At 62.9% G+C, this 25,379-nt stretch carries 23 protein-coding genes, 1 tRNA gene and 1 pseudogene; 13 read left to right on the top strand and 12 right to left on the bottom strand.

Annotated features, from left to right (window positions below; all coding sequences use genetic code 11):
• The first annotated feature begins 74 nt into the window (after window positions 1-74).
• The 10 genes from Q8Q83_RS12390 to Q8Q83_RS12435 all read left to right on the top strand — a co-directional run bounded on the left by Q8Q83_RS12390 (window position 75) and on the right by Q8Q83_RS12435 (window position 7,294).
• Window positions 75-1,016, top strand: a complete 942-nt coding sequence (locus Q8Q83_RS12390) for a ribose-phosphate pyrophosphokinase (protein WP_305624178.1) — start codon at window positions 75-77, stop codon at window positions 1,014-1,016.
• Between the two features lie 114 nt (window positions 1,017-1,130).
• Window positions 1,131-1,736 carry a 50S ribosomal protein L25/general stress protein Ctc gene (locus Q8Q83_RS12395; protein ID WP_305624138.1) on the top strand — a complete coding sequence of 202 codons (606 nt, stop codon included), beginning with the start codon at window positions 1,131-1,133 and terminating at the stop codon, window positions 1,734-1,736.
• A gap of 69 nt (window positions 1,737-1,805) precedes the next feature.
• Window positions 1,806-2,396 (top strand): aminoacyl-tRNA hydrolase, encoded by a 591-nt coding sequence (pth, locus tag Q8Q83_RS12400; protein WP_305624140.1) that lies wholly within the window; start codon window positions 1,806-1,808, stop codon window positions 2,394-2,396.
• A 32-nt stretch (window positions 2,397-2,428) separates the two neighbouring features.
• Entirely contained in the window at window positions 2,429-3,529 is a 1,101-nt protein-coding gene (ychF, locus tag Q8Q83_RS12405; protein WP_305624142.1) for a redox-regulated ATPase YchF, read from the top strand.
• A 77-nt stretch (window positions 3,530-3,606) separates the two neighbouring features.
• Window positions 3,607-3,683 (top strand) — tRNA-Met (locus Q8Q83_RS12410).
• A 286-nt stretch (window positions 3,684-3,969) separates the two neighbouring features.
• Window positions 3,970-4,503: a DUF3087 domain-containing protein gene (locus Q8Q83_RS12415; protein ID WP_305624144.1), complete on the top strand. Its 534-nt coding sequence runs from the start codon at window positions 3,970-3,972 to the stop codon at window positions 4,501-4,503.
• Between the two features lie 283 nt (window positions 4,504-4,786).
• Window positions 4,787-5,863: a DUF2157 domain-containing protein gene (locus Q8Q83_RS12420; RefSeq protein WP_305624145.1), complete on the top strand. Its 1,077-nt coding sequence runs from the start codon at window positions 4,787-4,789 to the stop codon at window positions 5,861-5,863.
• Window positions 5,860-6,747 carry a DUF4824 family protein gene (locus tag Q8Q83_RS12425; RefSeq protein WP_305624147.1) on the top strand — a complete coding sequence of 296 codons (888 nt, stop codon included), beginning with the start codon at window positions 5,860-5,862 and terminating at the stop codon, window positions 6,745-6,747. Before Q8Q83_RS12420 ends, Q8Q83_RS12425 begins: the two co-directional genes overlap by 4 nt.
• A 140-nt stretch (window positions 6,748-6,887) precedes the next feature.
• On the top strand, window positions 6,888-7,046 hold the full coding sequence (locus Q8Q83_RS12430) for a DUF3087 family protein (protein ID WP_305624149.1): 159 nt from the start codon (window positions 6,888-6,890) through the stop codon (window positions 7,044-7,046).
• An 89-nt stretch (window positions 7,047-7,135) separates the two neighbouring features.
• Window positions 7,136-7,294, top strand: a complete 159-nt coding sequence (locus Q8Q83_RS12435) for a hypothetical protein (protein ID WP_305624151.1) — start codon at window positions 7,136-7,138, stop codon at window positions 7,292-7,294.
• Window positions 7,295-7,375: 81 nt separating this feature from the next.
• Here the strand turns inward: Q8Q83_RS12435 and Q8Q83_RS12440 are convergent, their stop codons facing one another.
• From Q8Q83_RS12440 to Q8Q83_RS12495, 12 genes are all read right to left on the bottom strand, one after another.
• Window positions 7,376-8,284: a DMT family transporter gene (locus Q8Q83_RS12440; RefSeq protein WP_305624152.1), complete on the bottom strand. Its 909-nt coding sequence runs from the start codon at window positions 8,282-8,284 to the stop codon at window positions 7,376-7,378.
• A gap of 3 nt (window positions 8,285-8,287) precedes the next feature.
• Window positions 8,288-8,932 carry a carbonate dehydratase gene (can, locus tag Q8Q83_RS12445; protein WP_305624154.1) on the bottom strand — a complete coding sequence of 215 codons (645 nt, stop codon included), beginning with the start codon at window positions 8,930-8,932 and terminating at the stop codon, window positions 8,288-8,290.
• A 201-nt stretch (window positions 8,933-9,133) separates the two neighbouring features.
• Window positions 9,134-11,092, bottom strand: a complete 1,959-nt coding sequence (locus tag Q8Q83_RS12450) for a bifunctional UDP-sugar hydrolase/5'-nucleotidase (protein WP_305624156.1) — start codon at window positions 11,090-11,092, stop codon at window positions 9,134-9,136.
• Window positions 11,093-11,454: 362 nt separating this feature from the next.
• Window positions 11,455-11,907, bottom strand: coding sequence for a ribosomal protein S18-alanine N-acetyltransferase (gene rimI, locus Q8Q83_RS12455; RefSeq protein WP_305624158.1), 453 nt, complete (start codon window positions 11,905-11,907; stop codon window positions 11,455-11,457).
• 140 nt (window positions 11,908-12,047) lie between these two features.
• Window positions 12,048-12,854: an energy transducer TonB gene (locus Q8Q83_RS12460; protein ID WP_305624160.1), complete on the bottom strand. Its 807-nt coding sequence runs from the start codon at window positions 12,852-12,854 to the stop codon at window positions 12,048-12,050.
• Window positions 12,851-14,398, bottom strand: a complete 1,548-nt coding sequence (locus Q8Q83_RS12465; protein WP_305624162.1) for a 2-isopropylmalate synthase — start codon at window positions 14,396-14,398, stop codon at window positions 12,851-12,853. The genes Q8Q83_RS12460 and Q8Q83_RS12465 overlap by 4 nt, the downstream gene beginning before the upstream one ends.
• Before the next feature lie 586 nt (window positions 14,399-14,984).
• Window positions 14,985-16,229: a saccharopine dehydrogenase family protein gene (locus Q8Q83_RS12470; protein WP_305624164.1), complete on the bottom strand. Its 1,245-nt coding sequence runs from the start codon at window positions 16,227-16,229 to the stop codon at window positions 14,985-14,987.
• A gap of 22 nt (window positions 16,230-16,251) precedes the next feature.
• A complete protein-coding gene (locus Q8Q83_RS12475) occupies window positions 16,252-17,349 on the bottom strand; it encodes a carboxynorspermidine decarboxylase (RefSeq protein ID WP_305624165.1) in 1,098 nt (365 codons plus the stop codon).
• 271 nt (window positions 17,350-17,620) lie between these two features.
• The gene (locus Q8Q83_RS12480) at window positions 17,621-19,942 is read right to left on the bottom strand and encodes a DUF6160 family protein (RefSeq protein ID WP_305624167.1); all 2,322 of its coding nucleotides are present in this window, start codon (window positions 19,940-19,942) and stop codon (window positions 17,621-17,623) included.
• Between the two features lie 11 nt (window positions 19,943-19,953).
• Window positions 19,954-20,559 carry a DUF6160 family protein gene (locus Q8Q83_RS12485; RefSeq protein WP_305624168.1) on the bottom strand — a complete coding sequence of 202 codons (606 nt, stop codon included), beginning with the start codon at window positions 20,557-20,559 and terminating at the stop codon, window positions 19,954-19,956.
• Window positions 20,549-21,616 carry a hypothetical protein gene (locus Q8Q83_RS12490; RefSeq protein WP_305624170.1) on the bottom strand — a complete coding sequence of 356 codons (1,068 nt, stop codon included), beginning with the start codon at window positions 21,614-21,616 and terminating at the stop codon, window positions 20,549-20,551. The genes Q8Q83_RS12485 and Q8Q83_RS12490 overlap by 11 nt, the downstream gene beginning before the upstream one ends.
• Before the next feature lie 2 nt (window positions 21,617-21,618).
• Entirely contained in the window at window positions 21,619-22,656 is a 1,038-nt protein-coding gene (locus tag Q8Q83_RS12495; RefSeq protein WP_305624172.1) for a DUF6160 family protein, read from the bottom strand.
• Between the two features lie 281 nt (window positions 22,657-22,937).
• Between Q8Q83_RS12495 and mksB the strand changes: the two genes are divergently transcribed.
• The 3 genes and pseudogenes from mksB to Q8Q83_RS12510 form a co-directional block, all read left to right on the top strand.
• Window positions 22,938-24,203 carry an Mks condensin complex protein MksB gene (mksB, locus tag Q8Q83_RS12500; protein WP_305624174.1) on the top strand — a complete coding sequence of 422 codons (1,266 nt, stop codon included), beginning with the start codon at window positions 22,938-22,940 and terminating at the stop codon, window positions 24,201-24,203.
• Window positions 24,193-24,888: an Mks condensin complex protein MksE gene (gene mksE, locus Q8Q83_RS12505; RefSeq protein ID WP_305624176.1), complete on the top strand. Its 696-nt coding sequence runs from the start codon at window positions 24,193-24,195 to the stop codon at window positions 24,886-24,888. The genes mksB and mksE overlap by 11 nt, the downstream gene beginning before the upstream one ends.
• Window positions 24,885-25,379: pseudogene (locus tag Q8Q83_RS12510) on the top strand (chromosome partitioning protein ParA); the annotation flags it as partial. The gene mksE and the pseudogene Q8Q83_RS12510, both read left to right, overlap by 4 nt.

The raw sequence follows: 25,379 nt of genomic DNA on the forward strand, positions 1-25,379 counted from the left end.
GTTGGTTCGAATCCAGCCGCCCCTGCCATTTTCTATACTCATCCAGGTATACCCTCAGCCGGCAGGTACTGCGCGTGTCCAAGATGATGGTCTTTACGGGGAACGCTAACCCCGATCTGGCGCGACGTATCGTACGTCAGCTGCACATTCCCCTCGGTGATGCCTCGGTCGGTAAATTCTCCGACGGCGAGATCATGATTGAAATCAACGAAAACGTCCGCGGTAAAGACGTCTTCCTGATTCAACCGACGTGCGCGCCAACCAACGACAACCTGATGGAACTGGTAGTGATGGCAGACGCCTTCCGCCGCTCCTCAGCGACCCGAATTACTGCAGTCATCCCCTACTTCGGCTATGCCCGCCAGGACCGCCGCCCGCGTTCCGCCCGCGTGGCCATCAGCGCCAAAGTCGTGGCTGACATGCTTACCGTAGTAGGTATCGACCGGGTTCTTACCGTCGACCTGCACGCGGATCAGATCCAGGGCTTCTTCGATATCCCGGTAGATAACATCTACGGCTCCCCCGTACTGGTGGACGATATCGAAGACCAGCGCTTCGACAACATGATGATCGTTTCCCCGGACATCGGCGGTGTAGTGCGCGCCCGTGCCGTGGCGAAATCCCTGGGTGTAGACCTGGCGATCATCGACAAGCGCCGCGAGAAAGCCAACCAATCCGAAGTGATGCACATCATCGGTGACGTGGAAGGCCGTACCTGCATCCTGGTCGACGACATGGTGGATACCGCCGGCACCCTGTGCCACGCGGCCAAAGCCCTGAAAGAACACGGCGCGGCCAAAGTCTTCGCCTATTGCACCCACCCGGTACTCTCGGGTCGTGCGATCGAAAACATCGAAAAATCCGTACTCGACGAGCTGGTGGTGACCAACACCATCCCACTGTCCGCCGCCGCGCAATCCTGTTCGCGTATTCGCCAACTGGATATCGCCCCGGTAGTCGCCGAAGCGGTACGCCGCATCAGCAATGAAGAATCGATCAGCGCGATGTTCCGTTAATTCGGACATAGCCCTGAGCGCAAACGCCCTGCCCTGACGGCAAGGCTTTTTACCCAACCGTCCGGTCGCTGGTCGCAAGCGTAAAGGGCGGTTTGGTTATTTTGGAGAAGTGAAATGACTGTTGAATTTGCCCTGAATGCCGAAGTGCGTTCCGACCTGGGGAAAGGTGCGAGCCGCCGCCTGCGTCGTAACGTGGCCATGGTTCCTGCCGTAATTTACGGTGGCGAGAAAGCCCCGCAATCGATCAGCCTGCTGGCCAAAGAACTGGCCAAACTGCTGGAAAACGAAGCCGCTTACAGCCACGTGCTGAGCCTGAACGTAGCCGGCAGCAACGAAAGCGTTGTGATCAAAGCCCTGCAGCGTCACCCGGCCAAAGGCTATGTGATGCATGCCGACTTCGTTCGCGTTGTCGCCGGCCAGAAACTGACCGCTCACGTTCCGCTGCACTTCCTCAACCAAGAAGGTTCGGTTGGCGTGAAGCAGCAAGGTGGCGAAGTGTCCCACACCCTGGTTGAAGTTGAAGTTTCCTGCCAGCCGCAAGACCTGCCGGAATTCATCGAAGTCGACATGGCTGCCGTTGAAGTGGGTCAGATCCTGCACCTGTCCGACCTGAAACTGTCGAAAGGCGTTGAGCTGGTGGCACTGGCTCATGGCAACGACCTGGCAGTGGCTAACATCCACGCCTCCCGCGTGGTTAAAGACGAAGGCGCTGCCGAGTAATTCGCGCAGCGTCGGAAACCAGCCCGGCATGCGATTCTGCCGGGCTATTTCCAGCAAAGGGCTCCTGACATGACCGCCGTACAACTGATCGTTGGCCTGGGTAACCCCGGCCCCGAATACGACCAGACCCGGCATAATGCAGGGGCCCTTTTCGTTGAGCGCCTGGCCGACAGCCAGCGGGTCAACCTGAGTCTCGACAAAAAGTATTTTGGCCTGGTGGGCAAGTTCAGCCATCAGGGCCGCGACGTTCGTCTACTGATCCCCACCACCTTTATGAACCGCAGCGGCCAAGCCGTAGCGGCACTGGCGAATTTCTTCCGCATTGCGCCGGAAGCCATTCTGGTGGCCCACGACGAACTCGATATGCCGCCAGGCGTCGCCAAACTCAAACAGGGTGGCGGGCACGGTGGGCATAACGGGCTGCGCGACATCATCGCCCAGCTCGGCAATCAGAACAGTTTTTACCGCCTGCGGCTTGGCATCGGCCATCCCGGGCACAGCAGCATGGTCTCCAACTTCGTCCTCGGCCGCGCCCCGCGCAGCGAGCAGGAACTGCTGGACACCAGCATCGACTTCGCCCTCGGCGTACTGCCGGAAATGCTCGCCGGCGACTGGAGCAAGGCGATGCACAAGCTGCACAGCCAGAAAGCCACCTCTTAACTCTTTACCGCCATTCGCGCGAGGGACACACCATGGGATTCAACTGCGGCATAGTCGGCCTACCCAACGTCGGCAAGTCCACCCTGTTCAACGCCCTCACCAAATCCGGTATTGCGGCAGAGAACTTCCCCTTCTGCACCATCGAGCCGAACAGCGGCATAGTGCCGATGCCCGACGCCCGCCTGGCGGCCCTGGCCGAGATCGTCAAGCCGGAACGCGTGCTGCCGACCACCATGGAATTCGTCGACATCGCCGGCTTAGTGGAAGGCGCCTCCAAGGGTGAAGGCTTGGGCAACAAGTTCCTCGCCAACATCCGCGAGACCGACGCCATTGCCCACGTGGTGCGCTGCTTCGAAGACGACAACGTGATCCACGTGTCCAACAGCGTCGACCCCAAGCGCGACATCGAGATCATCGAGCTGGAACTGATCTTCGCCGACCTCGACAGCGTCGAGAAACAACTCTACAAGGTGCAACGCAACGCCAAGGGTGGCGACAAGGATGCCGTGGCGCAGAAAGCCCTGCTGGAGAAGCTGATCCCGCACTTCAGCGAAGGCAAGCCGGCGCGCACCCTGATGAAAACCCTGGGCGACGACGAGAAGCAACTGATCAGGGGCTTCCACCTGCTCACCAGCAAGCCGGTGATGTATATCGCCAACGTCGCCGAAGACGGCTTCGACAACAACCCGCTGCTCGACGTGGTCCAGGCCATCGCCGACGAAGAAGGCGCCCTCGTGGTGCCGGTGTGCAACAAGATCGAAGCGGAAATCGCCGAGCTGGATGACGGCGAAGAAAAAGACATGTTCCTCGAAGCCCTGGGCCTGGAAGAGCCCGGCCTCAACCGGGTGATCCGCGCCGGTTACCAGCTGCTCAACCTGCAGACTTACTTCACCGCCGGCGTGAAGGAAGTGCGCGCCTGGACCGTGAAAGTCGGCGCCACCGCCCCGCAGGCCGCCGCCGTGATCCACACCGACTTCGAAAAAGGCTTTATCCGCGCCGAAGTCATCGCCTACAACGACTTTATCCAGTACAAGGGCGAAGCCGGCGCCAAGGAAGCCGGCAAGTGGCGCTTGGAAGGCAAGGACTACATAGTCAAAGATGGCGACGTCATGCATTTCCGCTTTAACGTCTAAGCGCTTGATCGCGCGCAGAAAATTTCGCACCGCAGGGTTGACAGCCAACTCCAAGACGCGAATAATGCGCGCCACTCGGCTACGTAGCTCAGCTGGTTAGAGCATAGCATTCATAATGCTGGGGTCCGGGGTTCAAGTCCCTGCGTAGCCACCAAACAAAACAAGGGTTTAGCGAAAGCTAAGCCCTTTTTTGTTGTCTGAGTTTTTTGCCTACTGGGTGATACGGCACAACTAGCGGTTGGCTTAAGCGCATCCCTGGATAACAGCCAGGGCCCGCACCTTCAGGCCACGCGACCAAGCACCGTGCACCTCAAGCAGCTAGCGGGAAACCTGAGCCAGCCACTTAGCTCAGGCCAAGTTAATCGCGCCGGTGCCACTTCTACAGGTGATAATGCGCCGCACGCTTGTTAACCGCTCAACAGAGGAGTCCTGTGGGAGTGATGTTCGAGATCAAGCCGTTGAATCCTGAAAAATACCGCCAGCAGACGCGCCGCAGCACCTTGATCCTTGTGCTGATCTTTTTGCTGCTGAGCATGCTGCTATCCACCCTCTCCGTGAGGCTGTTCGGCGAGCCTGGCGGCGATAATTTTCGCTGGAATCTGGGCGGTGTCATTGCCGGACTGGTGCTGAGCGTGGCGCTGGTCCGCTTCAAGTTCTGGCAGCAGCCCTGGATGGCCGCGGCCGTCTACGGCTGGCAACTCAAACGCAGCCTGATGAGCATTACCAACGTGATGCACCACGTCAGCGCCGGCGTAGCGGCCCAAGACCCGACTGCGATGAAACTGCTGCGCTTTTATCATCTGGGGCTCAGCCAGATGCACCAGCTGGACGCCAATTCCAGCGCCCTCAGCCAGCTAGTTGCAGAGATCAACCAGCACCAGGCAGCCATGCAGGCCCTGGGCATGGATACCGACCAGCATCAGTTGAATCCCGCCTGGCTGGAGACTGTGAAGCAGGCCAACGCCGCGCAGTAAGAGCCCCGCTCCAACGCGAGCCGAGGATAAGGAGCAGCGACGAATGCTTAAAGACTTCATTCGACTCTGCATCTGAGATTTGCCCCTGAGACTTCCCGGCTCCGCCCTACCCCGCATCACCCATGACAATTGCAGATCCGCTGCGGGATAACCTCAGGCGCCGCCGCCATTTACCCGGCAAGACGCGAGGCCAGATCGTGCATCCAGGCGTCTCGCAGGGATGGGCGTTTGTCGCTAGAGTGTTGCCCACCTACCCCACGGCGCCCCCGCAGCAAGGATTGCCATGCCGACGTTAAACCGCAGTGATGCCCAACAACGCGCCGACGATATCGGCGTATTCAACCGCGAACTCGCGCGCCTCGAAGCTGAGCAGGTGTTGCAGCTCAACGAGCCGCAACGCGCCAGCCTGCACAGCCATCAACAGCGCCTGCTGCACAGCTACCGCACCGCCTTCGATATCGACCACAACAGCCAGGCCCGGCAGCTGTCGCTGGGCATGCGCATCGCCTCATTCCTCGGCGCACTGGCCCTGGCCGCCAGCCTGTTTTTCCTCTTCTATCAATTCTGGGGGCTGTTCGGCGAGATCAGCCAGGTAGCGATTTTGCTCGCTGCCAGCGGCTCTTCGTTCTGCCTGACCCTCTGGGTGCAGCACCGCGACAGCTCGGGCTACTTCAGCAAACTGGCGGCGCTGATAGCGTTCACCTGTTTTGTCCTGAACATCGTCATGCTCGGGCAGATCTTCAATATCACCCCCTCCGACAAAGCCCTGCTGCCCTGGGCGGCCTATGCCCTGCTGTTGGCCTATGCCTGCGGCGCACGCCTGCTGTTGGCGGCCGGCATCCTCTGCGTGCTGGCCTTTATCGCCGCGCGCGTTGGTACCTGGAGCGGGATTTACTGGCTCGGCTTCGGTGAACGCCCCGAGAACTTTATCCCCGCGGCCTTGCTGATCTTTGCCGTACCACTGCTGATCAACCAGCGCCGCTTCGATGGTTTCGCCATGCTCTACCGGGTGTTCGGTTTGCTGGCGCTATTTCTGCCGATCCTGGTGCTGGCCAACTGGGGCGCCGGCAGCTATTTCGACTACCCCACAGAGCGTATAGAAAACGCTTACCAGCTGCTCGGCTTCATCGCTGCCGCCGCCGTCATCTGGCTCGGCGTGCGCCGCGAATGGCCGGATGTGGTGAATACCGGGCTGACCTTCTTTGTGATCTTCCTCTACACCAAGCTGTTCGACTGGTGGTGGGAGAGCATGCCCAAGTACCTGTTCTTCCTGGTGCTGGGGCTGACCGCGGTAGTGATCCTGCTGATACTGCGCCGCCTGCGCAGCGGCCATAGCCTGCTCGGAGGCACCGCCCAATGAACTGGACACGCACACACGCCCTAGTCTCAGGCCTTGGCCTGATTGTGCTGGTCAACGCCATAGCCCTCACCGGCGTCGCCTGGAACCGCAGCGAGCCCGCCGACAGCCGCCTGCACCTGTCCGAGCGCGAGCTGGACAATAGCTATTCCTTCTGGCGCAAGGAAAACAACAGCGTCGCCCTGCGCCTGGACTATCGCTGGCCCCGCCGAGAAGCCGATGACAACCGCAGCCCTCCCCTGAACGCCGAGAAAATGGCCGAGCTGGGTTTCAGCGTGCCCAGCGAACTGAACGAAGACAGCGTGCAGCGTTATCGCCGCCAACTGGACCGCGACGCCCTGCTGGTACTGGAGCTCGATGGCCCGAGCTCTCAGCGCGAACTGCTGCTGGCACGCGAGCAATACGACAGCGCCCAGCAACTGCATGCCCTTGCGCCCAAGAATAAAAACTTGAAAAACGAAGCAGAGCGCGCACGCGAGACCCTGGAGCAAGAACAACACAGGGCCAGCCGCCTATTCGTCATCGATGCCGGGCTGGACCAGCACAGGCTGCGCACGCGCTACCCCGACCGCCAGCGCTACGCCATAGTCCGCGGCAAGGTGCGCGTGGCGGCCAATAGTGAATTGCTTGCTTGGTCGGGAGAAGGCCCCGACCCACGCCCCCAGGAAAAGCGCTGGGTTTGGCAGATAGGCGGCTATGCAGAGATACCCGTCGCGCAAAGCCTCAACCTGCCAAAGCGCTGGCATGCAATATTCGACAGCCTGCCGCTACGCAAAGCACAGCCGGACTTTCCCTATGCGAGTAAAGACAAAGTGTTTAATGCAGAAGTCGCCTTTGGCAGACGTTTAGAGCCGTGGATTATGCAACTGCAGGCAGGGCAACCTTAGGCAGGCTTAGCCTGGTTCGGCAGGTGATATACCTGCCGCATTGGCAATCGCAGAGCGGGGGTCAAAGCAGCAAATCGAGATTTAGGGAAAATAAATCGGTTCCCTTTTCCGGTCCCTTTTCCACGGTCCCTTTTTCACAGATGCACCAGCTGGACGCCAACTCCAGCGCCCTCAGCCGGATGCAGGCGGAGATCGATCAGCACCTGGCAGCCATGCAGGCCCCGGGCTTGGATAGCGAGCAGTATCAATTGAATCAGGCCTGGCTTGCGGCGGTAAAGAAGGCCAACACCGCGCAGTAACAGCCCACATAAGTGCTGGCATAGGCGAACACTGGAGAGGACGAGTGAAGAACGATTTCGAAGAAATCAGAGCAGAACGAGAACGGCCCATGCACAGCAGCAACCCGCGCGCGCCGTACGCCGGGCTATGGAAGCAGATAGCCCTGGGCATAGTTGCAGGTTATTCGGCACTGACCGTGCTGGGTCTTATCGGCTGGGCTGTAGCCGTGAAGTTTATGCTGGGCCATTTGCAGTTTATCGCGCCGTAGAGGGGCCGCCCCTGTCCCATCGCGCCTCCCTTGGCATAAGCGCTGCGCTCAACGCCACCCTGGGCATCGAGCCTGCGACCGTTAAGCAGCCTTGCCCACCCGCTGGGTGCCCAACAGCAACCCCGCAAAGATCAGCAGCGCGCCCAGCCAGTGGTAGCTCTGCAAGCCCTCCCCCAGCAGCAACCAGCCGAGCACTGCGGTAAATACCGGCATCAGGTAGTTGGACAGCGCCGCCTTGGCCGCGCCCAGCACACGGATGGCGTGGTTCCAGGCCAGATAGGCGACCAGGGAGGCGAACACGGCGGCGTAGCCGATAGCGGCGAGGTTGTTGGGGCTCAGGTCGAAGTGCGCGCCTTGGGCCAGCTCATACAGGTAGAACGGCAGGATCAGCGGCACGCCCAGCAGCATCAGCAGGCCGAGCAGGGCCAGCGCCGGGATCGGCAGCAGGTACTGGGCCCAGCGCCGCAGCAGCAAGGAGTAGAGCGCCCAGTCGGCCACGGCCAGCAACATGATCAGGTCGCCCCTGTTGAACGCCAATGCATTGAGGCTGGCCCAGCTGCCCTGACTGATCAGCACCAACAGGCCAATGGCCGCCAGGCCCATGCCCCACCAGGCGCGGCGCGGCGGCCATTCGCCGAGCAGCAGGCCGGCGCCGATAAAGATCATCAGCGGCAGGCAGGTGTTGACCAGGGTGATATTGATCGCCGCGGTGCTTTGTGCGGCGCTGTAGAGCAGGCTGTTGTAACCGGCGATACCCATGCCGGCGAGCACCAGCAAGCGCCAGCCGGCGGCGCGCACCTGCTGGCGATGCCGCCACAGCGGCTTGACCACGAAGGGCAGCAACAGCGCCAGGGCCAGGCTCCAGCGCCAGAACGCCAGGGCGAAGGGCGGGATCTCCCCGGCGAAGGCGCGCGCCACCAAGGCGTTACCGGACCAGCAGAGGGTCGCCAGAAGCAAGCCGGCAATAGCGCCGCGAGCGGAGTCGCGCATGCCTCAGCTCTGGCCGAGGGGGCGCAGGCGGTATTGCGGCGGCAACTGCTCCATGCCGCTGACGGCGACGTTGAGGTTCTTCCAGCGGCCGTCCTTGATGCCGTAGATGCAGCCGTGCACCGCCAGCTCCTGACCGCGATGCCAGGCGTTCTGCACTATGGTGGTGTGGCTGACGTTGGCCACCTGCTGGATCACATTCAGCTCGCACAGGCGGTCGACCCGTTCTTCCTCGGTCGGCAGCTGTGCCAGGTGCTCGCGGTGTTCGTAGTAGAGGTCACGAATGCTGCGCAGCCAGCCATCGATCAGGCCGAGCTGGGCGTCCTGCATGGAGGCGCGCACGCCGCCGCAGCCATAGTGGCCGGTGACCAGGATATGTTTGACCTTGAGCACATCCACCGCGTACTGGATCACCGACAGGCAGTTGAGGTCGGTGTGCAGCACCACGTTGGCGACGTTGCGATGCACGAACAGGTCGCCCGGCAGCAGACCGACTATCTCGTTGGCCGGCACCCGCGCATCGGAGCAGCCGATCCACAGGTATTCCGGCGCTTGCTGCTTGGCCAGTTTGGCGAAGAACTCCGGGTCTTCTTCCTTGATCGCCTCGGCCCAACGTGCGTTGTTGTCGAAGAGGTGTTGTAAGTCACTCATGGCTCAGCTCCCGGATTCGTCGATGCGCACCATACGGAGCACTCATGGCCTTTGACAAGCGGGCTATTGCCGCAGTCACAGGCGCGCGGCAACGGGTCAACCAGCCAAACCAGGTTTCGTCAAACACCAGGCCTGCGCCTATGGCCCCAATACCGCGGCCTGGAGAGCACCCCGCCACGGCATTTGAGCACCGCGCGCCCGCTACTGCAGCGCAGCCACATGCCGCTCTTTTAGTCGCGCAGCCTGCTTGCGCCGCAGTTGCCGGCGCAGCAGCTCCATAATCAGCAGCACAGCGCCCAGCATTAGCCCGCTGACGCCCCACTGCAAGGGCCCGGCGTAGCGGTACAGCTCGGCCGGATACAGGCTCGGCGCGCGCCGCATGCGCTGTTCGGCCGCGGCGCCCTGGGTGGGGATTTCGGCCAGGCCATCGCCATCGATATCCGGCAGGCGGCGGATATGCTCGAGCAGACCCTGCCATTCCTTGTACTCCTGCACGCCGGGCTGCGCCGGGTCGGCATCGATGATCGCCGCCTTTAGCTCGCTCAGCGGCCGGCCCTGGGCATCCTTGGGCTGCACGCTGAGCAGACCCTTGCTCAGATCGCCGATCAGCCAGGTAAAGCTGCCGACATAGCTGGTGGCGCCGATGCTGTACAGCCGCGGGTTTTGCAGGTCCAGCGCCCGATAGCCCTTGAGCGGATCGCCGATCTCGATGCGGCTGACCCGATCGAACGGCACACGCCAGGGGTTGTAGCTGAAACGCAGGCCCGAGACCCGCGGGTAATAACTCTTGCTGTCGCGCATCTGGTAGGCCAGCAACAGCACCTCGAGCACATTCTTCAATTCCTGGCCGGTGACATACACCTTGATCAGCGGATAGCCGGGAGCGTCGTCCAGCTCGCCGATGCCCAGCGGGGCGATGCGAAACAGGTCGGATACGCCCTGCACGCCATGCCGACCCTCGATCAGGTTGTCGCGAATGGTGCCATTGCCGGTAAAGGAAAAGTCGCTGCCGGTGGCTTCACGCAGGGCGTCGGTCACCAGGTTGGCGAGGATAGGGTCGTCGAATTCGCGGGTCAGGGTCTTGTCCACCTTGGCCAGCGGCTGGTCGAAGGCATAGCCCTTGGGCGCCAGCATGCGCTCGCCGACCACCCGCTTGAAGTCCTCGACCTCGGCGGTGATGGCGGCATCGCCGGCGATCCGGTCGTTGATCGGGTGCAGGCGGTAGTCGATCAGCTGCGGTTTGCCGCTGTCGTCCAGGCGCATGTGCAGCTCACCCAGGTGCTGAATTTCCGAACCAGCCTGCATCACCGGGGTGCGGCCGTTGACCAACAGCGGCTGGGCCAGGGCGGTATGGGAATGGCCGCCGACCACTATGTCGATGCCCGGCACCTGCTCGACCAGCTCGACCTCCTCGCCGCGCCAGCTGCCGTCGGCCTGCTGGATGACGCCCATATGCGACAGCAGGATCACCACCTCGGCGCCCTCCGCGCGCAGCTTGGCGACCATGGCCGTGGCGGTGGCCACCGGATCGGCGAAGTGCAACGGTTTGATCATGGGGCTGACCGCCACGGCGTTATTGCCGAGCAGGCCGAACAAGCCGAAGCGGATGCCGCCCCTGTCGATCAGCTTGTAGGGCAGGATGCGCCCGGCCTCATAGTGCGCCTGCAGGCTATCGTCTTCCCGGCGCGCCGGGTCGAAGCCCAGGTTGCTCGCCAGCAAGGGCAGCAGCGCCTCGCCCTTGGCGCGATGGGCGGCGCCGATCATGGCGGCCAGGCCCGCCGGACGGAAATCGAACTCGTGGTTGCCCAGGGTCGCGGCGTCGTAGCCCAGCTCGGTCATCAGGCGCAGTTCGCCGCCTAGCTCGCGAGTGACCGTATGGAACAGCGTGCCCATGCTGAAGTCGCCGCCATCGAGCAGCAACACCGCCTGTTCACCGGCCGCCGCGCGGCGCTGCTTGAGCAAGGTGGCCAGGCGCGCCACGCCACCGACCGTATCGTCGTCATTGAGCGTCGCCGGGGTGAATTCGTTGTTCGGGCCGAAACCGAGCAAACGCGATTGCCAGTCGTTGGTGTGCAGTATGGTAAAGCTGCGCTCGGCAGCGAAGGCCTGGACAGCGACGCACAGACAGCAGACAGCGAGCAACGGGCGAAGCAGTCGCATGACAGATCCTTAAGACAATTGGCCGGACACAGCCGCCTCGGCAGGCGGCGCGGGCCAGTATGCGACAGGCCAAGCCTCAGGGCAGCGGCGGATGGCGCCGCGAACTGTAGCCAATAGAGTCAGCGGCCAAGGTTGCAGCGTGCGTCTTGCAGAGTCGGCCAGCGGTGCATAGCCCGCGGCTAGGCCTTTTAATGGCGAGGCCGCTGAGATAAGGCGCTACGCAGCTCGTAGCCCGGATGCAATCCGGGAGGATGCTGGATAACGCCCCTGGATTACATCCGGGCTACCAAGACAGGCTCGCCAGCAGTCGGCAGGCTGGGTAGTGGCGGCGTCTGGCCGAAACCCGGCGCCAGCGTGGCAGTTCAGTCGAACAGCGGGCAGACCATTACCAATGCATCCTCGCGCCCGCCCGCGGCCGGGTAGTAGTCGCGGCGCCGGCCCACTTCGTTAAAGCCGTAGCGTTCGTACAGGCGGTAAGCGCCCTGGTTGCTCGCGCGCACTTCGAGGAAGCAGTCTTGGGCGCCCTGGGTCTGGGCCTGCTGCATCAGGTGTTCGAGCAGCAGCAAGCCCAGGCCACGGCCCTGGCTCTCGGCCTTGACGGTGATATTGAGCAGGTGCGCTTCGTCGAGGATCACCTGGATCACGCCGTGGCCGACCTGCTGCTCGCCTTCGAACATCAGCCAGCAGTGGTAGGTCTTCAGGCTGTCGGTAAAGATGCCGCGGGTCCAGGGATGGCTAAAGGCGGCGTACTCGATCTTCAGCACCGCATCGATATCCGCCTCGGTCATGGGGCGGAAGTTGATCGCATCAGTCATTCAGATTGGCTCAGGAGGCTTTTGAAAACGTAGGCGAGGACGCCGACACAAGGCAAAAATGGCCGCGAAGGCGGAGTTTACTGCAGTAAATGAGCACTTCGAGGCCATTTTTAACGCAGCAGCGGCAACGCAGGTAGTTTTCAAGAGTCTGCTAACCAGCGTTGGCGCACCCGGCGCATGGCCTGCCACAGCTCGCGCTTGCGCTCCGGTTCATCCATCAATAGTTCCAGGCCGGGCAGTGCCCAGGCGGCGCCCAGGCCTTCGATCTGCAATTCGCGGTTATAGGCTGCGGCGTCGGCTTCGCCGGCAAAGCGGATGGCCGGCAAACCGACCAGCCACAGGCAGCTGCAAGGCTCCTGCTGTTCCAGGCGCGCGCCGACAAAGCTCTGCACATATTCCAGCGCCGCCTGCGGGCCTTGATCCAGACTGCCGCGCACCAGCAGCGGCCAGCGCACCGGCTCGCCGATCAGTTGCGGGCTGTCCGGCAGGCCGGCGGCGCGCAGCAGGTCCTTGAGCAATAGATAAGCCGGATCGCGGCCTTGCAGCGCCTCGCCGGTGGGCAACTCGACCAGCACGGCGCAGGCCCCGGCGCGCAGCAATTGCAGGGCGAAACGCGGCGGCGCCACGGAAGCGGCCTTGGGCGTAGCGGCTTCGGCCTCGGGCTCAACGGCCTCCGGCTTGGCGTTGCGCGCCACCAGCGCGGGCCGCGGCACCTCGATCTTCGCCCGCGGCTCAGCCTGGTTAGGGGCCTCTGCTGACGGCGCCTGGTAGGCCGGTGCGGCTTCGGCCACCCGCTCCTGGACGGGCAGGGGCTGCGGCTCGGGCTCGGCAGGCGCTTGCAGCAGTTCCGGGCGCGACGGCGCGGCGAACGGCAGCTCCACCCGCGGCAGCCAACTGACAACCTGCATGGCGCTTAGATAAGCGCGGCGACGCAGCTCTGCAATCAAACGTCAGCCACCTGGGGATGGGCCTTCAGCCCGGCCTGCATCAGGTTCAGGGCATTGATATAGGCCTTGGCCGAGGCCACCAGGATATCGGTGTCGGCGCCGTTGCCGTTGACTATGCGCCCGCCCTTCTCCAGGCGCACCGTCACCTCGCCCTGGGAATCGGTGCCCTGGGTGATGGCATTGACCGAGTACAGCTGCAGGCTGGCGGCGGAAGCAGCGATCGCCTCGATGGCCTTGAAGGTCGCGTCCACCGGGCCGGAGCCCTGGGCACTGCCGCCCTGCTCGGTGCCGTCGACGCTGACCACCACCTTGGCCTGCGGCACTTCGCCGGTCTTGCTCGCCACTTCCAGATAGACCAGCTTGAAGTGCTCGGGGGCTTCCTCGGCCAGGGTGTCGGACACCAGGGCCTGCAGGTCTTCGTCGAAAATCTCGTGCTTCTTGTCGGCCAGGTCCTTGAAGCGGGCGAAGGCCGCGTTCAGTTCGACCTCGCTGGCCAGGGTGATGCCCAACTCCTCCAGGCGGCTACGGAAGGCGTTACGCCCGGAGTGCTTGCCCATCACCATCTTGTTGGTATTCCAGCCCACCGACTGCGCCGACATGATCTCGTAGGTCTCGCGGTGCTTGAGCACGCCGTCCTGGTGGATGCCCGACTCGTGGGCGAAGGCGTTGGCGCCGACTATGGCCTTGTTCGGCTGCACCGGGAAACCGGTGATGCCGGAGACCAGGCGCGAGGTGCTGAGGATATGCGGGGTGTCGATGCGGGTGTGCACGCCGAGCAGGTCTTCGCGGGTCTTGATCGCCATGACTATCTCTTCCAGCGCGGCGTTGCCGGCCCGCTCGCCCAGACCGTTGATGGTGCACTCGACCTGACGCGCACCGGCCACCACCGCCGCCAGGGAGTTGGCCACGGCCAGGCCCAGGTCGTTATGGCAGTGCACGGAGAACACCGCCTTGTCGGCGTTGGGTACGCGGTTGAGCAGCTGACGGATGGTTTCCGCGTACTGGTGCGGAATGGCATAGCCGACGGTGTCGGGGATATTGATGGTGCGCGCGCCGGCGTCGATCGCCGCTTCGATGATGCGGCAGAGGAAGTCCAGCTCGGAACGGCCGGCGTCCTCGCAGGAGAACTCCACGTCGGCGCACAGGTTGCGCGCGCGCTTGACCGCATGCACCGCCTGCGCGACCACCTGATCCGGCTGCATGCGCAGCTTGTACTGCATATGGATGGGACTGGTGGCGATAAAGGTGTGGATACGCCCGCTGTTGGCGCCCTTGAGGGCCTCGGCGGCGCGGTCGATATCGGCGTCCAGCGCCCGCGACAGGCTGCACACGGTACTGTCCTTGATGTGATCGGCAATCGCCTTGATCGCGGCGAAGTCACCCGGGCTGGCGATGGCGAAGCCGGCCTCGATCACGTCGACACGCAAGCGCTCCAAGGCCTTGGCGATGCGCAGCTTTTCTTCACCGGTCATGGAGGCACCGGGGCTCTGCTCGCCGTCGCGCAGAGTGGTATCGAAAATAATGACGCGGTCGTTGCTGCTCATGCTGGTTTCCTCACGGATGCGCAGAAGCACAGGCCCAACGTTGGGGCCCATGTCGATAAGCCGCGATTGTCGCGTGAAATGCCGCGGGCGGGAAGCGTGGTCGATAGCTGGCCGCAGCCACAGGCATATCCGGGGCATAACCCGGATATGCCTGGGATAACGCCAAAACAGTTTCACAAGTTTTCGGCTAAGCGCGGCTTGACGCTGGATTGGCAATCCTATCGCCAGACATCAGGGCGCCGAAGCGATGACCGCCACAACGCTATCCTCTGCACCTTCTAATTGCGCCCCCTCGGGCGCGTCACTTTCTCTTGTTCGCACAAGAGAAAGTAACCAAAGAGAATGCGCCCCGACATCCGGGTCTGGCCTGCGGCCAGACTGCCCTCACTTCGGTGTCGCTCCGGGGGCCAGCGTACAAGGGCCGTCCCTGACCCTTTACGCTTCTCGCGGCATCCATGCCGCTCGTCCCCCTGCGCAACACCTGCGCTCGGCCTTCTGACGGGGACTTCGGCGCACCTGTACCACATTTGCACAATATCCAGCTGCAAAAACAAAGCCCGCCGAATAGGCGGGCTTTGTTGGCCGATCAGACCAACTGATCCCAGGGGCGGTCGCCGTTGGCGTCCTTGATCCGGGTCGGCAGGCCCATTATGTCCAGCAGCTTGAGGAACGGCTCGGCCGGTAGCTGTTCGACGTTGGCCATGCGCGCTACGTCCCAGTCACCACGGGCGACCAGCAGAGCGGCGGCGACCGGCGGTACGCCGGCGGTGTAGGAGATGCCCTGGCTATCGGTCTCGACAAAGGCGTCCTTGTGGTCGGCGACGTTGTAGATAAACAACTCGGCAGGCGCACCGTCCTTGCTGCCCTTGACCAGGTCACCGATGCAGGTCTTGCCGCTATAGCCCGGCGCCAGGGAAGCCGGATCCGGCAGCACGGCCTTGACCACTTTCAGCGGTACCACTTGCAGACCTTCGGCGGTGGTTACCGGCTGCTCGGAGAGCAGGCCGAGGTTCTTCAGCACGGTGAAGACGTTGATGTAGTGCTCGCCGAAGCTCATCCAGAAACGCACGTTGGGCACGTTCAGGTGCTTGGACAGGGAATGCACTTCGTCATGCCCGGTCAGGTACAGATTCTGCTCGCCGACCACCGGCAGGTCGTCGGTGCGTTTGACTTCGAACATGCTGTTGCTGGTCCACTGGCTGTTCTGCCAGCTCCAGACTTGCCCGGTGAACTCGCGGAAATTGATCTCCGGGTCGAAATTGGTGGCGAAGTACTTGCCGTGGGAACCGGCGTTGACGTCGAGGATGTCGATCGACTCGATCTTGTCGAAGTACTGCTGTTGCGCCAAGGCGGCATAGGCATTGACCACGCCCGGGTCGAAACCGACGCCGAGGATGGCGGTCACGCCCTTGTCCTGGCATTCGGCCAGGTGTTGCCACTCGTAGTTGCCGTACCAAGGTGGCGTTTCGCAGACCTTGCCCGGTTCTTCGTGAATGGCGGTATCCAGGTAGGCGGCACCGGTCTCGATGCAGGCGCGCAGCACCGACATATTGAGGAAGGCCGAGCCCACGTTGATGACGATCTGCGATTCGGTCTCGCGGATCAGCGCCTGGGTTGCTTCTATATCCAGCGCGTTCAGGGCATAGGCCTTGATCTCGGCCGGCTGCTTGAGGCTGCCTTTGGCCTGGACGCTGTCGATGATGGCCTGGCATTTGGAGATGTTGCGCGACGCGATAGCAATACGACCCAATTCGTCGTTGTGCTGCGCGCACTTGTGGGCCACCACCTTGGCGACACCTCCTGCACCAATGATCAGAACATTCTTCTTCAATTTATCTCCCTCGCTGCAGGCCTTAGGACAGGCTGTGCAGGTAGTCGTCGAAACCAAATTCACGAACCAGCTCGACGCTGCCGTCGAGTTGTCGTACTGCAATGGCCGGCATTTTCAGGCCGTTAAACCAGTTTTTCTTGACCATGGTGTAACCCGCCGCATCGATAAACGACAGGCGATCGCCGATGGTCAGCGGACGATCGAACTGGTATTCGCCGAAGATGTCCCCGGCCAGGCAGGATTTGCCGCACACCATATAGCTGTGCTCGCCCTCGCAGGGGGCCATCTTGGCGTTGAGGCGGTAGATCAACAGGTCGAGCATATGCGCTTCGATGGAGCTGTCGACCACGGCCAGATGCTTGCCGTTGAACAGGGTGTCGAGCACCGTGACTTCCAGGGAGGCGCTCATGGTGATGGCGGCCTCGCCCGGCTCCAGATAAATCTGCACGCCGTAGCGCTCGGAGAAGGCCTTCAGGCGGGCGCAGAACTGCTCCAGCGGATAGCCCTCGCCTGTGAAGTGAATGCCGCCACCCAGGCTGACCCACTCGACCTGCTGCAGCAGGTGGCCGAAGCGCTCCTCGATGGTATTGAGCATCTGCTCGAACAACTCGAAATTGTCGTTCTCGCAGTTGTTGTGGAACATAAAGCCGGAAATCTTATCCATCACCCCGGCGATCTTGACCGGGTCCCACTCGCCCAGGCGGCTGAAGGGCCGCGCCGGGTCGGCCAGCAGGTAGTCGGAGCTGCTCACCTGGGGGTTGACCCGCAGGCCGCGCACCTTGCCGGCGCAGGCCTGGTCGAAGCGCTCGAGCTGGCCTATGGAGTTGAAGATGATCTTGTCGCAGTTGGCCAGCATCTCGTCGATTTCGTCGTCGGCCCAGGCCACGCTGTAGGCGTGGGTCTCGCCGGCGAACTTCTGCCGGCCGAGCTTGAGCTCGTACAGCGACGAGGACGTGGTGCCGTCCATATATTGCTGCATCAGATCGAACACCGACCAGGTGGCGAAGCACTTGAGCGCCAGCAGCGCCTTGGCGCCGGACTGTTCGCGCACATAGGCGATCTTCTCGAGATTGCCCAGCAGCTTTTGCTTGTCGATGAGGTAGTACGGCGTCTTGATCATCTGTGTGCCCATACAAGGTCGGCCGGCAGGAAATCAGCAGAGCCGACCCCCTCCCCAAAAAGTGGAGGCGAATTGTGCCGATAACCGGCGCATACCGAAAGGGCATTGGAGAAATTTTGTACAACTGGCGATTGCCGGTAGCACCTGCCACGTCCGTGTAGGAGCCAGCTTGCTGGCGATAGCGGCTACAGGATCGCCAGCAAGCTGGCTCCTACAGAGTGGGGCGCAGAGCCTTCAGTAAGAGGCTACCCCCCACCAATGACGACGCCACTCAGTTGATCGGCGTGGCGGTGAGGTTGGCGCGGATATCGGCGTTTTGCAGTTTGATCCCGTACATCGAAGTCACCGCGCCACCGTCGGGGTGCACATGCTGCAGGCGATCGATATTCACTTCCTTGAAGTGCACCCGGCCGTTGACCGCAAAGCCCAGCGGGTCGGGACTCACCGGCGTACAGCCGGAGGCGTTCGGGGTACAGACCTTGGTGGGGGCCACGTCCAGGTTGATATCGACATTGAAGCCGTAGCTATTGGCCGCCGGGTCCGCCGAATTGCCATCGGAGGTATGGAAGTTATCCACCACCAATTGGCTGCCCGTGCCGTTGACGCCATTGACCCGGCCGGTCTCCAGGATGATCTGGTTGCGTTTCTCGTTAGTCGACACAGAAGTGGCCGGGTTGCCGCTGGTGTCGCGCACGTAGACGTTCTTCAGTTTGACCGACAGGCCTTCGTCGCCCCGGTCTTCCCAGCGCCCGCCACTGGCCGAACACGCCGCGGCATCGGCACCGCTGCCGCCGATGCAGAGTGCGCCGGCGCCGCCGGAACTGAGCGCCAGGGTCGAGCCCTGCTCGTAGCGCTTGAGCACCAGGCGGCCCAGGCTGGTGCCGGTCAAACGATCGCCCCAGCGCACATCGCCGACGTCCAGCTTCGACCAATAGGTGCCCTTGCGCAGTTCGATGCCGTTGTTGCTGATATCCAGCGAGCCCTCGCGGTAGTGCATGTCGTAGCTGCTACCGGACAGCCACAGGCCCCGGCCGTTCTCATCCACTGTGAGCGCCGCGTTGGCCTCGGTCACATAGAAATCGGCGTTATAGCGCAGGCCATCGCCCACCGCGCCGCCGGCCTTGAGAGTGATCTGACCGTTCAGCCTGAAGTCGTAGGCGGGAAATATCTCCATCAGCACCAGCAACTCGGTGCCGCCCTGCAGCGGCGAGTCGGCCTGGCCCACGCGCAGGCCATCGAAGCTATAGCTGCCGCTCACATTGCCGAGCCCCAGGCGCAGGCCATCGAAGTGACCGTTGTAGGCGCCGCTATTGAGATCGCTGTTGCTGCCGGCATAGCAGCCGGCGCTGACGCCCGCCGCGCAGCTCTTGGTCAGGTCCAGACTGAACTGGCCGCTGCCATGGGTGCGCAGGCCGCTGAACCACAGGCTGTTGCCGTTATCGGTGAGCGACAGCGAGCTGTCGAGCATATTCCAACTGACGTCCGCACCGATGCCCTGCAAGCCCGAGTTGGGGTCGCCACCGGGCCGCAGCTTCAGCCAGTTCTGCCATGCGCCCTGGTCCTGGAAATTCAGATCCAGGGCCAGGCTGCCAAGCTTCTGATTGGCCGGGTTACCCATGATCAAGCCGCCCAGGGTGGCGTTGAACCGCAAGTCCTGAAACGCCAGCTTGGCGTAACTGCCCGTGCCGTCCTGCTCTAGATCCAGGGTGATGCCCGAGGTGCTACTGAGGTTGCCGGCAAAGTTCTCGGCGCGCAGCACGCCCTCATCCTGGTACTGGAACAGGCTGTTGGTGATGCTGATATCGGGCTTGATGCGCAGCCCATCGCCGCTGGCGCCACCGCTGGCGATGCTCAGGCTACCGCCCAAATGCAGGTCCATATTCAGCTTGCCGAAGCTGCGGGAGGCTTCAGGGTCGCGCATATCCGGGCTGTCCGGGGTGACCGCAACCCCGGGAGTGGGATCGCCATGGGCCAGGTCGAGGCCGATGGCGGCAATCGAGCCGACGAAGCGCGAGTCGCCCAGGTCCAGCTTGATTTCCTGGCCACTGCCGCCGCTGACGATGTCGACATAGGCGTTGTTCAGGTAGGTATCGAAGGACAGGCCTTTGACTATCAGGTCGAAGCCATTGTCGCGGTAATAGAAGGTCGCCGCGCTGAGCGACAGCTGGCTGCCATCCACGGAAAAACCGCTGACGCCGCTGGCCCCGCCGCCACTCAGCTTGAGGCTGCCGCCCAGGGTGTAGAAGGCGCGAAAGGCGCCGAAACTCTGGCTGCTGCCGGCCAGCTCGATATTGTCGATGCTCAGCACCTGGGCGCTGCCGCTGTGCTGCACCTGCAACTGCCCGCCTACCACATCGATCTGGGTGGTGGAGCTGCTGCCCGGGGTCTGCGGGGTATTGCTGACGCCTTTGAGGCTGAGGGTCTGACCATCCTGGGAGTACGCGATACTGCTCGCCGACCAGCCCGCGCCGCTGGTTTGCAGGCTGATGCCATCGCGGCCGCTGACCGTCGACAGCGCCTGGTCATCCAGCACCTGCATGGCCAGAATCTGCGGGCTGAGCAGGGCGAGCAACAACAGCGAATGGCGAGACATGGCCCGGCTCCTCAGTTCTTCGGAAAGATCAGGACATTGCCCTGCATGCGGATGCTGCCGTCGATCTTCGCCGAGAAGATATTGGTCTGCTGATAGCCCGGGTCACCGCCATTGGCGACACTCAAGGCCTTGTTCTGCCAGCCGCCCTGGTTGGCCACGCCGAAGGCAAAGCTGCCGTCTTTGAACTTCACCTGATTGGGCAGGCCGAACACCAGCACGTCCTGATTGAAGCCGGCGCCATCGCCATTGAAACCGCTGTTGATGGTGCGGGGGCGCAGGGTCAGGCCTTCGAAGCTGAAGATGCCCTTGAGGTTATCCAGCACATACCAGCCGCCCGCAGCCTCCGAACGAACCGCCAGGCGCATGCCGCAGTGCTCGGGGCTGCTGGCGCCGACGGTGGCGCAACTGCGCTGGGTGGCGGTCCAGCTGCTCGGCGTGTTGCTGGCGGGGGTGCTCCAGAGCACGCCGCCGTCCTTGTTGATGCTCAGCTCCCCCGACAGGTAGACCCCGCCCTGGCCGTTCAACTCGCTCAGGGCGGCGTCATCCAGCACCTGCAGCTCGGCATAAGCTGGCGCGGCGGCCAGGACACACCACACGACCACACCTCTAGAGATCATGGCTGGTCACCTTCAAGTAGTTAAAGCTCAGGCCGCGGATTTCGCTCTGGCCGAAGTTGTAGCCACCGCTCGGCACCTGCCCGGCGCCCGGCCGGGTGCCGCCGAAATTGAGGTTGCCGAGAAAAATAGTGGTGCGCGGCGCATTGGCGTAGAAGTCATCGACACGGGCCTTGCCGATGCCACTGCGGGTATCGACGTTGGCCGTGGGATTGAGCGGATCCAGCACCGGGTTGGATAGCTCCAGAACGAACTGACCGTTACTCGACACATCGAACAGCAGCGGCTGGGTCTTGCCATAACCCAGGGACACGTTGGCGTAGGAGTTGGTCAGGTAGATGGTGCGCGCAGCCTGCTCGGCCGCGCTCACGCAGTTAGCCGCGCCGGCGGCGCAGGACATCAGTTCCAGGGTCTTGGCATAGATATTCAAACGCGCCTCACCGACCAGCTGGGCCCGGCTGCTGTCGCCCCACAGGCGCAGGTAGGAGCCGTCCATGACCAGCTCAGTGACATCGAGATTGAGCACGTCGATACGATTGGGCGCGACCTGAAAGTCGAAGCGGATGCCCATATCGACCCGTTCCGTGGCGCGGCTGGAGCAGTTGCTGCCGGCCGCCGCGAAACCACTGATACAGGCCTGCCCACCCGCGCCGCTGAGCATGGCCGGAAAGGCAAACTCCAGTACCGCGAGATTGTTCGGCGTGGTCTGCACCAAGGCGCCGTCGTCGCGCAGGCTGCGCAGGTCCTCACCTTTGGCCAGGCCAAGGGTAAAGGGCTGGCTGAGGCGGCCGATGTCGACCGGGTTGAGCACGGCGCCCTTGTTGCTACCGGTCGCCCCCAGGTAGAACTCCTTGACCGAGATGGGCACGTTCTGCCCGCTGCCGTTGGTGATGTCATTGATGGTGATGGTCGCCTGGCTGGCATCGAACAGAATGCCCTCCAAGGCGAAGCCGATGCCGGCGCCTTGCACCGCGGACATTTCACTGTCTTGCAGGGCGACCAGTTCGGCCTGGGCCTGGCCTGTGGCCAGCAAGGCCACCCCCAACAATAGCGCTCGCATCCTTAGCACCCCCGATCCGCGCCACCGAGGCAGGTGTCCTGGCGTGGAATGCCATCGAACGCCTCCTGGAAGCTGGTATTGATCGCCGCCGAGCCATCGGCATTGCGCGGGATATTCATAAAGGCACCGGCCAGGGCGGTGATGAACTGGCTGGCATCCTGCTGATCGCGCCACTGCACGTTCTGGCTCTGCATGGAGAGGAACACGCCACGGGCCGCATTGGTGAACTGCTGGGTATCCGGATTGACCTGGCCAATCGGAAAGCTGCCGTAATTGGCCAGGGGGAAACAGGTGGTGGTGCTCTGCAGTTCGCAGTTATTCGAGGTGAACAGGCTGAGAAGAAAGTTATCGAAGCCCGAACCGGAGGGAATCGACAGTTGCTGCCCATCCACCATGCCAATCATGGTGGCGCGTACCGGATCGGGATCCCCGCCACCGTTCACCAACTGCGCCTGGGCACTGAAATCACTGTTGGCATAAACCCCACCCACCATGCCTTTGGCGCCGTGGCAGATCAGGTCATACCAGGCGCAGTTCATCTGTGAAGCCAAGTAACTGCCCTTGCCATACAGATCCACCGCGACATTGCCGGTGATCCTGTTGATATCGCCGGACATATAACCCTGCGCCTCGCCGAAGCCCAGGCGCACGCCGACCACCTTGTTGCCCTGATAGGCCAGCTCGAGGAAGGGGTTCTTGATCACGAAGGGGCTGACCTGGCCGGTGACATCGTTGACCGAGCCCAGGGCAAAGTTGTTGATATCGATATCCGCCGAGTTGGCCACCTCGCCCGAGCGCGAATACAGGCCCAGCTGCAGCTTCTTGATATTGAGTTGGGCCGCCATATCCAGGCCGAAGTTGATGCGGGTGAAGTCCAGGCCATTGGCACTGTCGGTGGTCAGGTTGATAAAGGCCTGGCCGGTTATCTCCGACAGTTCGCTATCCTCCATCTCCACCATGCTGGCCTGGGCGGCAGTGCTCAACAGGCCCGCGCCCAGCAGGGCAATAGCGGTTTTGGCAAGGCGAACGACAGGCCCCATGGCAGCTTCCTTATTCTTATAGGTGGGATAACCCAACAGGCTCTGAGCCTTGCTAGCCACTATAAAAAGCTTGCCGGGCTAGCGTGCCGACCCATAGTCGAGAAAACCCGGCAAAATCGACCCCAGCTGCCGTCACGCCACAGCCGGGCTGTTACCCAAGGTCACACCCGCCGTTACAACCGCATCGGCAAGCCAACAGACGATGACTGACACTCAAGCCTTGGCGCCGCCATGCAGTACAATCCGCGCTTTTGCCAACAGCTCGCGGAGCGGATGCCCCGATGATTGACCCCAAGCGCGTATTGCGCGCCCTCGCCGAACACTGGACGTTGCTCGAGCCGCTGTGCGAGCGCTTCGACGCCGGCACCCTGAGCCTGGTGGAGCTGCGCAACCAGCTGGCCGCGCAGCTGCCGGACAGCACCCCGGTGGACATTACCGCCCTGCTCGACCAGTGGATTCGCCTGGATATCCTGGTGCCGGTGGCCAAGAGCCCCAATCGCTTCGAACTGAACGCGCAGATCCACGACTTCCTCGCCTACCTGCGCCGCGAGCACCGCCTGGGCCTGTGCCTGGAGATCGAGGCCTATCTGCGCCACCTGGAGCGCCTGGCCGGCTATATCAAGGACGCCTTCGAGGTGCGCGACGCCGCCGACCTGGCGCGCCAGCTGCGCCTGCTGGATATGCGCGTGCGCGACGTGCTGAAGAAGCTGGCCAACGACGAGCAGGCCCTGGTCGGCGTGGCCGAGCGGGCCAAGACCTCGGATCGGCAGATTCCGCTGCGCCAGCGCTACGCGGAGGTGCTGGCCACCTGGGACGAATACGTCGAGCCGATGATCCAGCTGGTGGCCGCCGACGGCGCCTTCGAGCAGGGCGTGTACCGCGTCGAACATGTGCTGTTGCGCCTGCTCGGCGAACAGCAGCGCCTCGGCCAGCTGGTGGACGACGACCTGCTGCTGCGCACCCACGCGCGCATCCTGGAAATGCAGACCACCGCCCAGTTGACCCTGCGCAAGGCCCGCGAATTGCTGCTGCCGCTGCGCGAGGAAGCGCGCCGGCACAACGCCGTGACCCGTGGCGCGGCCCTGGCCCTGGCGGCGATCCGCAAGAAAGGCCTGGACTCCGTGCCACAAGCCTCCTTGCCGCTGTTCAGTCGCCCGCAAAGCACCTTTCTCGGCACAGCCTCCCAGGTCGAGGCTTATGTCTACGCCCTGGCGCGCTTCCAGCCAAAACCGGTGCAGTTCCCCAAGGCCCACGCCACGCGCAAGGGCGAAGCCCCACGCGCGCCACGCACGGCGCGGGAGATGCTCGAGCGCTGCGAACAGGCCCTGCCACTGCCGGACCTGATGACCTGGCTGCTGGAGCAGGAACCCGAGGGCGCCACCGACGAGCTGCTCTATTGGTTCTCGCGCCTGTCCCGCGACGCCCGCTTCCAGCGCGAACGCCTCGAGCGCCGCGACTATTTGACCGCCGAACACCAGCTCAGCCTGAGCTCCTATGCCCTGACAAAAACCGGGGCCCTGCTGAAGACCGAATCCCATGCATCTTGATCTTTCCGAACTGAGCCAACTGGCGCCGATCTTCCGCGAGCTGTTCAAGGGCTATCACCTCAGCCGCAGCAATCCCGAACTCTATGCCCAGCTGTCCAATCTGCAGGACCAGTACCGTGCGTTATTCAAGGCGCTCGGCTATGAGCTGGTGTGCGACAGCCGCGGTTTCTACTACTTCGTCCCCGAGCAGATGGGTGCCCAGGTCAACAAGACCGCCCAGCGCCTGGCGCTGTTCACCTTTATCTTGGTCGAGCATCTCGCCGATCAGGGCCGCGATCCGCTGGCCGTGCTGGATGGCGGCAGCCTGGGCCGCGACGAACTGCCGGCGCTGCTGGACAAGTACCGCGACCTGTTCCTCCAGGCCGAAGTCACCACCGTTGAGGAGCTGGAAGAAAAGGTGATGCGCCGCCTGACCCAGCTGGGCTTTGCCAGCGAAGACAACGGCATCTATCGCTTTCTCGCGCCCATGCACCGCTTCCTCGATGTCTGCCTGAGCGTGCAGCAGGATCGCGACCTGGCCGCCACCCTGCACAGCGCCCTGCCCTTGCCGACGCCTGTGCTGGTCAATGACGACATCGAAGACGAAATTATCAGCCTCGCCGAAGCTGAAACAGACGAGTCCGAAGAAGACGCCCTGGCCCGCGCCATGGCCGAAGAACGCGAAGCCCAGGAGATAGACGCATGAGCCAGGAACGCTATGGCATCCGCCGCTTCGCCCTGTTGAATACCGCCGGCTACAGCCTCGGCCTGTTCCCGTTGGAAAACCCGCTGTCGGTGTACGGCGCCAACAACCTGGGCAAGTCCGCCTCGATCAACGCCCTGCAGTTCCCGATCCTGGCGCGCATGTCGGACATGAGCTTCGGTAAGTACAGCCTGGAGCAGTCGCGCAAGTTCTACTTCGCCTCGGACACCAGCTATATCCTGGTCGAAGTCGCCCTACCCCATGGCCCCCACGTGATAGGCGTGGCCGGGCGCGGCCCGGGCTGCGGTTTCGGCCACCAGTTCTTTGCCTACCAGGGCACCCTGGATCTGCAGCATTACCAGAAGAACGGCACCTGCCTGCGCCAACGCGAGCTGTTCAACAACCTGGAGCGGGTCGGCATCAAGGCCTACGAACTCAAGCCGGAAGAGCTGCGCCGCCTGCTGGTGGGCGGGCACACCAGCATTCCGCTGGAC

The organism is Pseudomonas sp. (genome assembly GCF_030696055.1).
GTDB lineage: Bacteria > Pseudomonadota > Gammaproteobacteria > Pseudomonadales > Pseudomonadaceae > Aquipseudomonas.

What these genes read in the sequence shown, in the direction of transcription:
- Q8Q83_RS12395 (WP_305624138.1), top strand. Translation starts at nt 1,131, where the DNA reads ATGACTGTTGAATTTGCCCTGAATGCCGAAGTGCGTTCCGACCTGGGG.
- pth (WP_305624140.1), top strand. Translation starts at nt 1,806, where the DNA reads ATGACCGCCGTACAACTGATCGTTGGCCTGGGTAACCCCGGCCCCGAA.
- ychF (WP_305624142.1), top strand. Translation starts at nt 2,429, where the DNA reads ATGGGATTCAACTGCGGCATAGTCGGCCTACCCAACGTCGGCAAGTCC.
- Q8Q83_RS12415 (WP_305624144.1), top strand. Translation starts at nt 3,970, where the DNA reads ATGTTCGAGATCAAGCCGTTGAATCCTGAAAAATACCGCCAGCAGACG.
- Q8Q83_RS12420 (WP_305624145.1), top strand. Translation starts at nt 4,787, where the DNA reads ATGCCGACGTTAAACCGCAGTGATGCCCAACAACGCGCCGACGATATC.
- Q8Q83_RS12425 (WP_305624147.1), top strand. Translation starts at nt 5,860, where the DNA reads ATGAACTGGACACGCACACACGCCCTAGTCTCAGGCCTTGGCCTGATT.
- Q8Q83_RS12430 (WP_305624149.1), top strand. Translation starts at nt 6,888, where the DNA reads ATGCACCAGCTGGACGCCAACTCCAGCGCCCTCAGCCGGATGCAGGCG.
- Q8Q83_RS12435 (WP_305624151.1), top strand. Translation starts at nt 7,136, where the DNA reads ATGCACAGCAGCAACCCGCGCGCGCCGTACGCCGGGCTATGGAAGCAG.
- Q8Q83_RS12440 (WP_305624152.1), bottom strand. Translation starts at nt 8,284, where the DNA reads ATGCGCGACTCCGCTCGCGGCGCTATTGCCGGCTTGCTTCTGGCGACC.
- can (WP_305624154.1), bottom strand. Translation starts at nt 8,932, where the DNA reads ATGAGTGACTTACAACACCTCTTCGACAACAACGCACGTTGGGCCGAG.
- Q8Q83_RS12450 (WP_305624156.1), bottom strand. Translation starts at nt 11,092, where the DNA reads ATGCGACTGCTTCGCCCGTTGCTCGCTGTCTGCTGTCTGTGCGTCGCT.
- rimI (WP_305624158.1), bottom strand. Translation starts at nt 11,907, where the DNA reads ATGACTGATGCGATCAACTTCCGCCCCATGACCGAGGCGGATATCGAT.
- Q8Q83_RS12465 (WP_305624162.1), bottom strand. Translation starts at nt 14,398, where the DNA reads ATGAGCAGCAACGACCGCGTCATTATTTTCGATACCACTCTGCGCGAC.
- Q8Q83_RS12475 (WP_305624165.1), bottom strand. Translation starts at nt 17,349, where the DNA reads ATGATCAAGACGCCGTACTACCTCATCGACAAGCAAAAGCTGCTGGGC.
- Q8Q83_RS12480 (WP_305624167.1), bottom strand. Translation starts at nt 19,942, where the DNA reads ATGTCTCGCCATTCGCTGTTGTTGCTCGCCCTGCTCAGCCCGCAGATT.
- Q8Q83_RS12485 (WP_305624168.1), bottom strand. Translation starts at nt 20,559, where the DNA reads ATGATCTCTAGAGGTGTGGTCGTGTGGTGTGTCCTGGCCGCCGCGCCA.
- Q8Q83_RS12490 (WP_305624170.1), bottom strand. Translation starts at nt 21,616, where the DNA reads ATGCGAGCGCTATTGTTGGGGGTGGCCTTGCTGGCCACAGGCCAGGCC.
- Q8Q83_RS12495 (WP_305624172.1), bottom strand. Translation starts at nt 22,656, where the DNA reads ATGGGGCCTGTCGTTCGCCTTGCCAAAACCGCTATTGCCCTGCTGGGC.
- mksB (WP_305624174.1), top strand. Translation starts at nt 22,938, where the DNA reads ATGATTGACCCCAAGCGCGTATTGCGCGCCCTCGCCGAACACTGGACG.
- mksE (WP_305624176.1), top strand. Translation starts at nt 24,193, where the DNA reads ATGCATCTTGATCTTTCCGAACTGAGCCAACTGGCGCCGATCTTCCGC.